Raw genomic sequence first — 14,094 nt, forward strand, 5'->3', positions numbered from 1 at the left:
CTTACTTTGGTAAATACAAGGATTTCTTCGAAGATTTTCCTCCAAATTTTTCTTCTAAAAGTTTCTTCTCAAAAGTTATGGAACACTTATTATGCGACCCGACGAGCCTGTCCTGAGCGCAGTCGAAGGATAGGAGGGGAGTGTAATGTGTGTGGAATGGTATTTTACTACAATTCTTAATTCTTATTGCTGATTTAAGTAATTCATTCCTTGTTAAATAACTAAATATTTAATTTCTTATAGCTTAAAATATGAAATGAAGTATGAGTGATAGTAATTCGGGCGAAGTTGCAGCAATTTCGGGATATTTTAAGCAATATGAGGTCTTTGCTACCAATATCTATGATAATCTATTAAACAATAAAATTGAGTGGGTTGAATTAGCGAGTAGTAAGGCCGGTAAATTGGATGATATTTTAATAGGATTAGATACTAGAATTATTGCATATCAAGTCAAAAATATTTCTTCATCGAAATTTTCGTTTTCATCTTTCATATCTTCTGAAACTGAAAGTATTATAGAGGGTGCCTTTAAAGGGTGGAAAAAACTAAAAAATCAGTATCCCAATCATAAAATTGATGCCAAATTATTAACCTCGCAAAGCCCTTCGGAAGATGATCGAATAATTTCTTACAAAGGAAATCCTAAACCTTCATTTAAAAAATTCATTACAAATTTTTGGAATAAAATAAAATTTGAAAATTATATTCTCAAGAGCATTCCATTAGCTTGGAAACCAGTTTTTGAAGAGCTTAAGACTATTACGAATGCATCGGACGATGACCTAATTCAATTCATTAAAGATTTTGAGTTTGTTTTTAATTTCGACACAGATGGTAGTCAAATTTTAGATAGCTATACTTGGAATAAAAGGAAAATAGATATTGACAAAATTGCTAAATCAATATTTGAAATTGTAGGGCGAAAGGGCAATATAAAATTAAGCAAGGAGAAAATACTTACTGAATTTGGCCTAGGATATAGGTATGAAACTCATTTTAAACATTCATTTTTCATTGATGAATTACACTATCAACCAATAAATGAGACTCTTGTCAAATTAAATAAGTTAACCGAAGCCAACGGTAGAGGTTATATTGCCTTAATTGGAAATGCTGGTTCAGGAAAATCAACCTTGCTAACAAAATGGATAAGTAGTTCTAACCACGAGATTCTTAAATATTACGCTTACGTCAATAAAGACATGAACTATAGTTCTGGTTTTCGAGGTGAGGCCAAACTTTTTTTGAAAGATTTGTTAGTTCAAATAAGGGAGAAGGGTGTCTCATTACAAGACAGATTACCTTCAAACGATATCGAAGATCTTCAAAAACACTTTAAAGAGGAGCTTGATAAGATTTCATGGAGTGGTTTAAAAACGTTCATTTTAATTGATGGGTTAGACCATATTGAAAGAGAACAAAACATAAATAAAAGTTTAATCTCCATTCTTCCTTTACCTGACCAAATCCCCGAAAATATTTATTTCATTCTTGGTACACGAACTATAGAAAGATTAAACGATCTCCCCCAAAGAATTAAGCTTGATTTATTGGATGGTGATAGATTAATTACAATCGACCCATTATCTGAAGAACAAGTAGATAATCTTACAAAATCATATGATATAAGTCTTGACCAAAATCAATTAGAGAAGCTTTATTCAAATTCCCAGGGGCATCCACTATTCCTAAGATATACAATAGAGGAAATTTTGAGTAAGGGGTTTGATAGATTTGATGAAATTATTACTGCAAATATTTTTAGTGGGGATATTTATAATGAATATCGGATTTTTTGGAATAGTATAAAAGACAACCCAAGGTTTGTTGAATTACTTGGCATTTTATCAAGATTTAGATATTCATATATTGATATTAAGCTTTTGTCAAACTTTTCTTTTACCCGAAAAGAATCTGAAGAAGCAAAAAGAATGTCAGAACATTTCTTTTATAAAAAGGGCAAAATATGGCAATTTTTCCACAATAGTTTTAAGGAGTTTCTTGTTGAGGAAACTTCTAAAGATATATTTTCAGATGAATATGATAGTAATCTAGATAATGGGTATCATTTAAAAATATATGAAGCTATAAAGGACTTAAACGATGAATACAAATGGAACATTATTTACCATCTATTTCAAGCAAAAGAATTTAGGTTAATAAGCGAAACGATTTCTCAGGAATACTTTAGACAGCAATGGTTTGAATATAGACATACTAATTATATAGAAGAAGATATTAAGCTAGTTGCAAAAGCTGGTAGCGTTGTAAAAAATATTAAAACTCTCCTTATTTGTTCTCTATCTGAGTATGAGCTTCGACAAAGGGTAAATAATTTTACCCCGAGCTCGTACTATGAAAGTTTTCATCAATTATCGATGATAGACTTGGCCAATTCTTTCATATATAATAACGTTGAGTTATTTGTGGAAAAAGAAGTTGCTTTGGATTATTCTTTATTGCTATACGATAAAGGATACAAAGAACTAGCGTTCGAAATATTTAGAAAAGCTGAACCTACCTTTATCCTAAATAACATTAGGGAAGTCTCTTCAAGTAAGATTACCAGAGATTCGGTGTATCAAATAGATGAAGTTGAGTTAATATCAACTTGGGCTAAAACTTCAAGCCTATTTAAGCCGATAGGAGAAATTATTGAAAAATTAAGGCATTTCGAGGTCGTAAAAGAATTTCCAGCGGATGAAGGCAGGGATGTTCTTTCAGAGTCGGTTTATGAGATACTACAATTAAGAATTGATAAAAAGGATTGGAAAGGCCTTAAGGAACTTATCCTAGAAGTTGAAAATATAATTATAAAAGAGGACTTGTTTTATTGCTATTTTGACATTGTTTGGAACTTGCAAAATGAAGATGATTTTTACCAATACTGTAAGGACCAACTTTCAAAATGGAAAGTATCAAAAATCAATTCTATTAATCTTAGATTGACACTTTTTGAAGTGCTAATTGCCAATGATATAGAGAAAGGAAAATTGGTTTTCGAAAAATTGACCCAACCAAAGAATATGGACATAGGAACTTCAATTAACCATTCTGGTTTGTACAACTATGTTTTCAATTATTCAAGATTATACTATATAATACATCAAAAATTTTCAACTGATACCAGTTCTTTCGTACCAGGTTTAAAAAGTATTTATTTGAAAGCTTTTTGCAATGAATATGTGGAATTAGGAAAATCATACGCCTATATTCATCATGAGAAAAAAGAAGCTTCAATTGAATTTGTTTATAGACTAAAACAAACTTTTAATTATTTCCATAATCACGTTACCGATAAAGGCTATGAATATTCTATTCATGAAAATAAATCAGACATAATAACTCTAATACTAAAACTATCTCTAAATATTTCAGAAGATATTTTTAACAACATCCTTTCTGAAGTTTCTAAAGAATGGAATAATAATACAAGATATTGGAGAGAAAATAAACAGCAGGAAGTCTTAAAGTGGGTAATAGAGAGTAAAAAGAATAGAGATTGGTGTATTGAACATTTAAAAAGACTAGATAATTCCATTTTTGAAGATGGATATAATACGGAGAGAATTGAAAAAGGTGTATTTCAAATCAAGCTCTGGTCATTACTAGGGAAAATTGAAGAGGGAAAAGATGTTTTAAGTAAGTTGATGGAAATCTCCCTCGATGTTAGAGGAGAAAAAGACCATCAAATTGATTACATAGTCAATTGGTTAGGAAAATTTGAAGAAGTAGACTCAACCGAATTAAAGTTCTATTTAGACAGATTAGATTCCATTTATCAAAAGGTAAATTCTGGTTCACATACCCCAGCCAAAGAAATTTTATCCTATTCACTTGCCAAAGGTAATGGGTTTCAAGTCTTCAAATATTTATTGTTGGAAGGGCTTGTTGAACTTAATGATGGTATGGAAATTTTATTGGAAAACTTTCTCAAGAACTTTCCGAAAAAAAGAACTTTATTAGTCACTTTATACATAAGATTAGTCATAGCATTTGACAACAACCATTATGGTAGAAGTAGTTTCTTTAATAGCTTGTTAAAGCTTGAATTGCCAATTTCAGAAATCAAAAAAATTGTTAATGATGTCGAGGTTTATTCGATTCTGGAATATCGAGATGAATATTTAATTAAACTGAAACGATATTCCATAGAGAAAGGATATGACTTAGATGAAATTGGATTGACTAATGAAATTATTGAAGACAAAAGAGACAACAGTTCACATTTAACACTTCAAGACGGCACGACCTACTCGAAAGATGAGGCAATTGACTTTATCAAAGATTACGATCATTTGGTAAACGCAATAAATAGTGAGCAGGAACACGGATATTTTAGATGGATTAGCGTTATTGAAAATCTTGTAGTGAATTTAAGTTTGGTTGAACTAAAATCGATATTAAAAATTAAAAAATTTGACAGCCCTGATTTGATTAGGCTAGCTGAAATTTTTTATGGTAAAGGAGACTTTGACACAACCAAAAGTCTAATAGAAGACTCGCTTAGTAACTCCACATATAATAGTTGGGATGATGTATATGATGAAGGTCTAAGAGTAAAGGCATATGCTTTATACCATAAAATTGAAGATAAAAATATTGTTCAGGAAAAAGCGCTAAAGGACTTTTCGGAAAATTTTTATATCAAACACGAATCAATTATCGGTAAGTATGATTCCGTTTTTAAACTCATGTCAGATGATGTTATACTTGAAGAGGTATATGCCGAAATTCATAATTATAAAACTGAACTTTTAAAGTCACACTATGTAACAGAAGGTACTCCTGCAATTGATGGTGATTTAACAAAAGAAGAATTACTGTATCAAACTATTATTTTTCTAATGGAAATACCCTGTAGGTTTGATGATTTTATAAATGAAGTATTACTAAACCACTTCCATGAGAATGAGGATTTGATCAAAGAATTGTTGTTAAGATTATATGCAAAGGAATACCACAACACCTTTATTAAACTTGTCGCTGGTATCAGCTTAATTGACGTAGAATATTTAAAATATTTTAAAGATGAGATAACGAAAATGCTAAATCATGAAAGGTTCGATATTCATAATATAGCCATTCGGGTTCTCAACAGAATGGGAATTGACGTCAAGGGCTTGTATAAATTGAAAACAAAGATAGAACCTTTGACTTATACTTTAAAACTGGAAGAGAGAGGTAGTTTGATCCTGAATGAAAAAGAGAGAGTTGAAAGGATTGACAAAACTGGTTATTTGCCAGAAACCGAAAATCCATTGGAATATGTTTGGATATATAAGGGAGAGCTAGAATTAATAAGCGAACGTACGGATTATGATTTAATTAATTTGGCTACAAGAGTAATGCAGAAGTCTAAAAAGATGGTTATTCCAGAGTGGTATAAACTTCTATCAGAAGAAGAATTAAGAAACTTGTTTGACAATAGATTTAGAGTTAGAACCACATATTTAAGACCAAGAAGTCAATCAGTAATAAATGGAATGATGATTGTCTTGAAGGAATTAGTAGAACTAAAAAAAATCGATAATCGATTAGCAAAACATATTTCAAATATTTTTGATGAATCTATGTATTATATAGTACCTCAAAAAAAACCAAAGTTTATATCCTCGATTTTAAAAAATGACAACTACGCACCATCCGCCGATAGAAAATGGGCTCATGAAATTACAGATGATTATTTAGATAAGACGCTTAAGTTCAGTATAAATGAAGACTATATCGTTCTTGCTGAGACCACAATGATAAAGGGGCAAGGTGATGGTTATACGATTGAAAATCGTCAATCATTCATTGATCGGTTTGATAGTAAAGTTGATTCTGATTTAATATTCTCAAGCATACGTAAATGTTATTATGAAAATTATGAATTTGGAGAAACAACAGATAGCATTTGTTATTATAATTGGTTATTGACTTTTAATCATAAAAGAAATTGGCTGGCCTTTAATGCTGATTTAGCAAGGTTTATGGGTTTGAAATTAAGTCCTGATGGCAATTTTCGATGGTTGGATAAAAATGACAAGGTGGTCGTTGAATCAATTCATTGGCAATCTGGAGAAGAGTATAATAATAGTCGGAATTTACATTCAGAAAGTGGAAGTGGCTGGCTGGTATTGATAACAAAAGAAGGATTTGAAAGACTTAAAATAGCTTTAGGAAAAGAAAGATTATACCAACATAAAAGAATTGAGAGAGAATTAAAGTTCGTACAACGAAACTATGATACCTATATTCATGAAATGGATTTTAATTATAACGTGGTGGAGCTATAAAATTACTATACTATTATTACTAGGTTTTTAAAATTCTTTAGGTAGAAACGGCCTAAGAGAATTTTGGTTTAAACAATTGGGGAGAGGAGCGTTCAGAATTTTAGGGTGCTTGATACGATAACTTTTGACTGCTTATATTGGTGGTTTTGTCATGAAGTAGTTTTAATAGTTACAATGGATCCTAAATTCTAGATACGGCCCGTACTTTGTTTTTAAAATTATCTGTAAGACTTGATTTTTGTTACTTTTTTATGAAGAAAAAAATTAAAATATATTTTCTGATTTTTGATAAAATAATATTTAATACTCGAATATTAATATGACTTTTGACACTACGATAACAGTTGATACAATTGTACAAATTATTGGTTTTGCACTAGCAATTATTGGTATACGGTTCACTTACAAGCAAATGGAGGAAACATCAAGAGTTAATCGAGTAAAGTTTATATATGACTTGACAAACGATTTATTTAGTGATGATAAAATACGAGAGTTCTTTTACAAAATTGACTATGAAAAATTTGAGTTCAAATTGGAAGATAAAAAAATTGAAAAGTTCAAAGGAAGTAATGAAGAAAGATGGTTAGATGCAATTCTTTACAGATATGATGTCATTGGAAGGATGGTTAGAACCGAGACAATACCCTTGAATGATATAGAATACGTTCTTTTTGAAATCATACAGGTTTATAAAAATAAGGATGTGAACAATTACCTGAAGTGGTTAGATGGTGAGTTTGATACTCATGGAAAACTCGGAAAAAACAAAAGAAAAAGAGCCCATGATGATTTTAGATGGCTTGCTGAGCAGGTTGAAAAAAGCAGATTATTAGTTTAGATATGCGGAATGACACATATCAATTAGTTGTAATTAATACTCCCGAAGAGCTTTTACCTTTTTTAAAACATTATATCAATCAGGCGGATTCATATTTATGCTCCCCATTTTATTTTTTACTAACAGGTCGTAAAGGATTAAAGGCAATATATAATGGAGATAGCTCAATAATATTTTCAGAACATCCAAATCTAGAAAATGAAACTATTATTTTTCCTCCGTCTACCAAAAGAGAATTAGAGGCCTTAGACGAATTATTAACCTCGTATAGAAGTATTTTGAAAAAAAATCTAAGAATAATTAGATGCAGCAATAATCATATTGACCTTATTAACCATGATATTTTATCAAAGTATAAGTTAGTCAAACAAGATGAATATTTATTAGATTGGAAATTCCCATCTTTATTTATTTCTGTTAAAGATGTTTTAGGTATGAAAGGAAAAAGATATAAGGACTTAAGATATAATTTAAACAGAGTTAACACGAGCGAGATTAAATTTCAAAAATATAATCACCAGCTTCACTTTGAGAATTCTTTACAGTTAATTAAAAAATGGAGTAAAAGAAATACATCTAGATTATTTGATGAATCAAATCTTTCTGGACCATATTTCTACCTCTTAGAACAAATAAAAATTGCTAAACATCTGTCGAGCTATGTTATGTATTACAAAAATCGTTTTGTGGCTTTTAATATACTAGATAGGCCTTTCAATAAAGAAGATGAGTTAACTTCTTTAGCTTTTTTAGCAGATATCGATTTTAAAGGGATACCAAGTTTTATGCGTTATAAGGTATGTGAATCTGTTAATTCACAAGGCATTAACTCAATACATATTGGAGGGTCAGAAACTAATGGTCTATATAAATTCAAAAAAAAACTGTCTCCAACCATGGAATTAGAATTGTATTCTATTACAAACTATTGAAAGTAAGAACAGATTTTATGCCAAATATTTGACATAATGTGTTTTAAAGCTTATGAATGCAGCAAATAATTAACCCAGCGTGTAAAACTGCTTTGACATAATTGATGACCATATAGAACACTGGTGACTCGCTATATCTACAACTATATCAAATACACAGTATGCGCCGTTTTACGCTATAAGCATATTTGTATTATAATGTTCTGCGTTATGTAACTTGAGCTTTGTTAAAAGCGAAAGTTTGTACCGCACTTCCTGAAAAATTTCTTCCGGAAATCTTCTTTAAAAAGGTAATGGAACACTTTTTACACGACCCGAGGTAGGAGGGGAGAGTAATGTGTGTGGAATGATAAAATGATATAAAATTCAACCAGCTTAGTTTAGATTGTATTCTTGGTAAATTTGTAAGCAATATCCGTTCTAGTGCCTTTAGACGTGCAGACAATATCAAAAGAACTCAAATTCACCATTATCCATTTCTTTAATTAGTGTTTGACCATGGCAGTATATCCCTTTTATTCTTTCATTGATTTCTTGAAGATTTTTAAGAGTGTAGTAAGTTTCGGTTCCCATCTGCCATCCTGGATTATCAGGGTCATTCCCCGATGATATTGGGTAAAATTTAGTTACGGTATTATGATAAACTCCAATAACATCATTTCCTAATTTAGAAGATACGAACCAGCTACCATGTATGAAGGAATTACGAAGACTTTTTTGTTCTCTAACCTTGGAGATATAATCTCTTATCGGCTGTTTTTTATGCAGCTCAAACAAAACGGCTTTCTCCAAATGTTGTAGCTTTTTTTCCAAATTATCTTTATCTAAAATAAGTCCAACCAACATATTGTTACTATCACCATGTGTAATATATCGTGCAAGGATTTCTTGAACCTGATGTTCTATTGATGCGAATTGGGTAGATAGTAAACCTATTTGTGCATAAAGTTTCTGTTCAATATCAGTCATCTAAACGTAATTTTTATGTGAAACCAAGGAATTATTTAAAAAAAATCTGAACAAAACTCCTTCAGACTAATTTATCTGCTCAGCTAAAGCTAGTAATGAGCTGTAATCTAACTCAACCTGTATTATTGGTGTCATTAAGGCAGTTTTATCGGAAATTATTACAAATGGTCTATAATTGTACTTTGTTGTAATAAAATACTTGTTAACATTTATTATATTTATTTTCTCTCCCTCAACTTAGCTTTTTCTTTTCTAACGGAATCTATTATCAATAAATAATTTCTTAAATAAATTATGGCTAAAAACCTTAGTGAAATAAACTGGCAAAAACTGTTAAGAGTAGATAAGGATATTTTCTACTCGTGGTTTAATCTAAAAGAAGAAGTTGTATTATCCGAAGATTTGAAAATAAAGTTTTATAGTTTGAAATACATGAACAACAAACCTGATAGTGAGGGATTTGTCAATCATTTATACACACAAGTTGAGAGATACGTTTTCGACGAAAAAACGATTAATGAACTTAAAGAAGACGGCGAAGTTCCCCATGAAAAAGCACTAAGTTATTTTGGTGATATTGACCCTCAAAGTGATGGGAGATACGGGGAGTTGATTTTATATCTATTTGTCGAAGCTGTACTTAAAACCCCACTGGTAGTTCATAAAATTTCACAAACCTACAATAACAATGATCAAGTTAAAGGCTCGGATGGAATCTTTATAGGTAACATTGGAAATAAAGTCACCTTGTTAATTGGCGAATCAAAAATGAGGAACAATTTTCATGTATGTGTCGGTGATGTGATAGAATCACTAGAGCGATATATCAATAATCCCGAAACTACCACTAGAGAATTAGAAGTTGCAAAAAACCATTTGAGTAGTGACTTAAAAAATCTTGATGAAAACGACTTAGACCTTATTTATCAAAGTTTTAGAACCAAACAAGCAGAGTTCCAACAGTACAATTTTTGTTATCCAGCATTTCTAATGTATAAGGAGATAAAAATTAAAGAGTTAATTGATGAAAATTTACCAGAAATAGAGGAGCAAGTACTTGAGTTTTTGAAATCTATAAAAAAAAGAAGGTCAGAATATATCGGTAAAAATTTACCGGAAGTTAAAAACATCAATTTTGAGTTTTTTATGATGCCCGTACAAGATGTAAACACCTTTAGGAAATTGTGTTACAAAACATTTCACAATGGACGAGAATATGTAAAAGCCAGCCATGCCTAATAAAACTATAGAATCTGCCAAAAACCATGCTGTTTTCAAAAAGGTCTTGAACAGTATGATTGCAAATAGGTTTTATTTCGAATTAGGCATTCAGAACAAAGAAGAAATTAATGAAGAAGACCTGGATAAAGCTATTTGGTTGGCGAGTATAATTGCTGCGAGTCCAGAAGAAAATGACAAATATTTGTCCTCTGTATTTGGTATAGCTCTTTTCCTTGAAAAATCAGCTAAGGAGTATGTAAAAGCATCATATATTATTCTTTCTAGGTCAGGTAATTTGATTGCATCCAGATTTTTCAACGAAATAATTTACTACAACACCAAAAATGGAAATATTTCTTTCAGTGATTTTTTTGGTTCCATAGTAGATTATGAATTGGGCTCCAAGATTGCAATAAATGAAATTGAAAATGGAGATGACAAAATTATTGGTTCAGACTATCAGAAATACTTATGGAAAACTTTGACCAAAAGTGATGAAAATGTTGCCATTTCAGCACCTACTTCGGCAGGAAAATCTTTTATTATTCAAAATTATATAAGGAAAGTTTTTCGAGACAACAAAGCTTCCTTTATACTGTACATAGTACCAACTAGGGCTTTAATTTCCCAAGTGTCCGAGGACTTCAAAAGAACATTACAAAATGATGTGAACATTAATACAGCTTTTCTAGAGAATGAGGATTCTACGGCTGAACAATTTGGGCAAAAAGAGCTTTTTATTCTTACTCCGGAAAGGACAATGAAATTGATGCAATATTCTTATGATTATTCTTTTCATCCAGACATAATTTTTATCGATGAAATTCAAAATATTGAAGACGATGGAAATCGCGGCTTTTTATTTGAATTCTTAATCAACGAAATTGAATCTAACTGGTCGCAATCTCGGAAAATTATTGCTGGTCCATTTTTGGATAAACCAAATGAACTACTAAGATTATTATTTAGCGAAAAGAGTGAAAATTTAAAAACGATTTTCTCACCGGTATTCCAACTAAAAATAACTCTAAAGCCATCCAAAAAAGAAAATCATCTTCTGGCGCGTATATATTTTCAGCAAAATTTAATTAATGAAATAGAAGTACCCATTGAATTTAATTATTCTAAGGAAATCAAAAAAAGTAAGCTAAAGTCAACTGTTCGTGTCGTTCTACAGTTCGGAAAAAAAAGTAAAAATATTATCTATTTCCCAAAAACTAATTACGTTGAACAATTCACGAATTATCTAACCGAAGAGATTAATTCTAAGAAAGAAGAAGAAATCAATTTAGGTGAGGGGTTATCTGAGTTGATTGAATTGGTCAAGGAAGAAGTACACCCAGATTATTACTTGGTAGATGCTTTAAAAGCAAAATCCGCTTTTCATCATGGTAAATTACCAGAAATAATACGTACCGAATTAGAATATCTATTTGCTGAAGGGTTATTAGATAATATTGTTTGTACCTCTACATTAATGGAAGGAATAAATCTACCTGCTGAAAAAGTATTTGTTCCGTACCCAAAAAAAGACATCAATGATTTAAGTCCTTTTGAATTTGGTAACATTGTCGGTAGAGCAGGGAGGATACGGGATTCGCTAATTGGCACCGTTATTTGTTTAGAAAGAGGTGAAGAGGATTGGGCCGAGAATTATTATGAAAATGAGCCACAGAAAGAGATTGAACCAGCAATAAATAGAATTTTAAAATATCCATTAGAAGATTTAATTGAGGCAATTAATCAACCTTTAGATAAGAACGACAAAAAAATTGAATTTGGAATAATCTTTTTGAAAAACAAATATCTAAAAGGTGAAAATAGTCTAATCGAATATTTGAAAGATAAAGATGTCAACGAAAAAAAAATTGTGGAAATCGTAACCAACTTATCACAGAGACTCGATAAAATTAATATGCCAAATGACCTATTGAGGTTAAACCCAAGTATTGACCCGGAACTACAAGATAAATTATATAGAAGAATAAAAAAAGAAGGTATAAATGAATGGGTGTTACATAAGAATGAAAATTTCAATGCCAAGTGGACTAAAGAGGTAATAAATAGCAAAGCACATGAAGAAACCAACTTCTTTGGTCAATTAAGTAACATTCTATATAAACTTGATGAAATATTTGATTTTAATGCGGAAGCATTTTTTAAGCACCAGATATCAAGGACACTACCCCAAATGGTATTCTATGCAGTTTTATGGATGGAGAACAAAACATTCAGTGAATTAATTAACAGGGAACTTAAATTTCAATCAGATATTCTAAAGAAAATTGATAGAACAGATAGGAAAGATATAAACAAGACGATTAATGAAATTATCAAAGTTTACTCAACTATTGTAAGCTATGTCCTAGTGAAATACACTAAGTTATTAGCTGATATATTGGAGTTAGTTTTAACTGAGGAGCAGTTAGAAGAACATAAGTTGACTATATCACTACCAACAATGCTAGAATTGGGAACTTATAATTCATTGATTCTACTTTTGATTTCAAAAGGAATGTCAAGATCGATAGCAATAAAAATTCATAAACTAATACCAGAAAATCAACATGACAGTCCGTTGGAATGGCTGGCCCTGCAAAGAGAGCTTGATATTAATAATATTTACAATAAATACCTGAGGCGCAAGGGTTTTCTACTAACAGATCAAGAAGATGAATAAGATTGATGTTTGAATCTTGCAGATTGGCTGGAAGAAAATGCGGGCCAGTAGGGGAGTGAATTTGTGGCTGACACAAAGGGCAATTGCCCTCGGCTTTGTGTTAAAAATGCGTAGCATTTTGTGGGGAAGCCATTAGACACGAAGGGCGCGTGGAAGCATATTTTCTTCTTGATTTTTTGTTTCTTTTTTATCAAGAAAAAAGAAAGATTAACTTATCTCATATTTAATTAATATGAAGTTAACTGATAGATATAAAAGAGATTTTGGAAGTGACTATGATAGTTTTGAATATCAGGTTAGTTACGAAAAAGCTGGTTGGACAAATTATACCTTTTGCTGTGTTTTCAGCATGAAAAATTATAATCAGTTTTCCGTCGTAACAGTAGATACAATTGATAAAGGTTTTGTCAAGATTCCTGAATCATTATTGGCACTAAAGAACTCCGACAAAAATGTCTCTTATAACGTTTTTACATTAATTAAGGAGAAGGAGAATTTTGCTAACATTCCACACACACGAAATGTATACATATACTGTGAAAATTCAGAAATTGATAAAAATGTAATTGTGCAATACTTTCTCAAATATAACTTGAGAGCGATTATTAGAGATAATAAATATTTTGAGATGCAAAGGGCAGATTTTTTTATTTCACATGATTCAAGAGACAAGGATAAGGTAGCTAGGCCACTTTATGACGAATTGACTGAACGAGGTTTTAAAGTATGGTATGATGAGTATTCTCTAAAGATTGGGGATAGCCTCACGGAATCAATTGAGCGAGGTATTTCTGAAAGTAAATACGGTATTATAATTCTTAGTAAAAACTTTTTGTCAAATGAGAAATGGGCAAAGAATGAACTCCAGTCTCTAAAAACTAAACAAATAATTAAAAATCAAAACATAATACTTCCTGTATGGCACCAAATTGAAGAAAAGGACTTAGAAGGTAATTACTGGTTGTTAGATAAACTTGGTGGAAATACAAATAAAGGAATTGGACAACTTGCTGATATGCTAGTTAAAGGAATAAATACAACTTAGAATTAAGATATTAATAATATTGGTTGTCCATATATTATGTCAAATAGAAATAAAAAACGTTTCTTCGGAACACGAAGGGTAGCAAGTGCTAAGAATTTTGCCCAAAGGGAAAATTTTAGCTT

7 protein-coding genes are annotated in these 14,094 nt (G+C 30.9%); 6 read left to right on the forward strand and 1 reads right to left on the reverse strand.

Going from position 1 to position 14,094, the window contains the following annotated elements; genetic code table 11:
• The first annotated feature begins 263 nt into the window (after positions 1–263).
• The 3 genes from ACZ41C_RS10800 (at position 264) to ACZ41C_RS10810 (ending at position 8,057) form a co-directional block, all read left to right on the forward strand.
• Positions 264–6,284, forward strand: a complete 6,021-nt coding sequence (locus ACZ41C_RS10800) for an AAA-like domain-containing protein (RefSeq protein ID WP_464561345.1) — start codon at positions 264–266, stop codon at positions 6,282–6,284.
• Positions 6,285–6,603: 319 nt separating this feature from the next.
• Positions 6,604–7,125 carry a hypothetical protein gene (locus tag ACZ41C_RS10805; protein WP_464561347.1) on the forward strand — a complete coding sequence of 174 codons (522 nt, stop codon included), beginning with the start codon at positions 6,604–6,606 and terminating at the stop codon, positions 7,123–7,125.
• A 2-nt stretch (positions 7,126–7,127) separates the two neighbouring features.
• The gene (locus tag ACZ41C_RS10810; RefSeq protein ID WP_464561349.1) at positions 7,128–8,057 is read left to right on the forward strand and encodes a hypothetical protein; all 930 of its coding nucleotides are present in this window, start codon (positions 7,128–7,130) and stop codon (positions 8,055–8,057) included.
• 447 nt (positions 8,058–8,504) lie between these two features.
• On the opposite strand, the gene ACZ41C_RS10815 is transcribed toward ACZ41C_RS10810, so the two are convergent.
• Positions 8,505–9,026 (reverse strand): hypothetical protein, encoded by a 522-nt coding sequence (locus ACZ41C_RS10815; RefSeq protein WP_464561351.1) that lies wholly within the window; start codon positions 9,024–9,026, stop codon positions 8,505–8,507.
• Between the two features lie 294 nt (positions 9,027–9,320).
• Between ACZ41C_RS10815 and ACZ41C_RS10820 the strand changes: the two genes are divergently transcribed.
• From ACZ41C_RS10820 to ACZ41C_RS10830, 3 genes are all read left to right on the forward strand, one after another.
• The gene (locus ACZ41C_RS10820) at positions 9,321–10,265 is read left to right on the forward strand and encodes a HamA C-terminal domain-containing protein (RefSeq protein WP_464561353.1); all 945 of its coding nucleotides are present in this window, start codon (positions 9,321–9,323) and stop codon (positions 10,263–10,265) included.
• On the forward strand, positions 10,258–12,927 hold the full coding sequence (locus tag ACZ41C_RS10825; protein ID WP_464561355.1) for a DEAD/DEAH box helicase: 2,670 nt from the start codon (positions 10,258–10,260) through the stop codon (positions 12,925–12,927). The genes ACZ41C_RS10820 and ACZ41C_RS10825 overlap by 8 nt, the downstream gene beginning before the upstream one ends.
• A 232-nt stretch (positions 12,928–13,159) precedes the next feature.
• Entirely contained in the window at positions 13,160–13,972 is an 813-nt protein-coding gene (locus tag ACZ41C_RS10830; RefSeq protein ID WP_464561357.1) for a toll/interleukin-1 receptor domain-containing protein, read from the forward strand.
• Positions 13,973–14,094 lie beyond the last annotated feature (122 nt).

This window comes from Maribacter sp. C-4077, from assembly GCF_055378385.1.

What these genes read in the sequence shown, in the direction of transcription:
- ACZ41C_RS10800 (WP_464561345.1), top strand. Translation starts at nt 264, where the DNA reads ATGAGTGATAGTAATTCGGGCGAAGTTGCAGCAATTTCGGGATATTTT.
- ACZ41C_RS10805 (WP_464561347.1), top strand. Translation starts at nt 6,604, where the DNA reads ATGACTTTTGACACTACGATAACAGTTGATACAATTGTACAAATTATT.
- ACZ41C_RS10810 (WP_464561349.1), top strand. Translation starts at nt 7,128, where the DNA reads ATGCGGAATGACACATATCAATTAGTTGTAATTAATACTCCCGAAGAG.
- ACZ41C_RS10815 (WP_464561351.1), bottom strand. Translation starts at nt 9,026, where the DNA reads ATGACTGATATTGAACAGAAACTTTATGCACAAATAGGTTTACTATCT.
- ACZ41C_RS10820 (WP_464561353.1), top strand. Translation starts at nt 9,321, where the DNA reads ATGGCTAAAAACCTTAGTGAAATAAACTGGCAAAAACTGTTAAGAGTA.
- ACZ41C_RS10825 (WP_464561355.1), top strand. Translation starts at nt 10,258, where the DNA reads ATGCCTAATAAAACTATAGAATCTGCCAAAAACCATGCTGTTTTCAAA.
- ACZ41C_RS10830 (WP_464561357.1), top strand. Translation starts at nt 13,160, where the DNA reads ATGAAGTTAACTGATAGATATAAAAGAGATTTTGGAAGTGACTATGAT.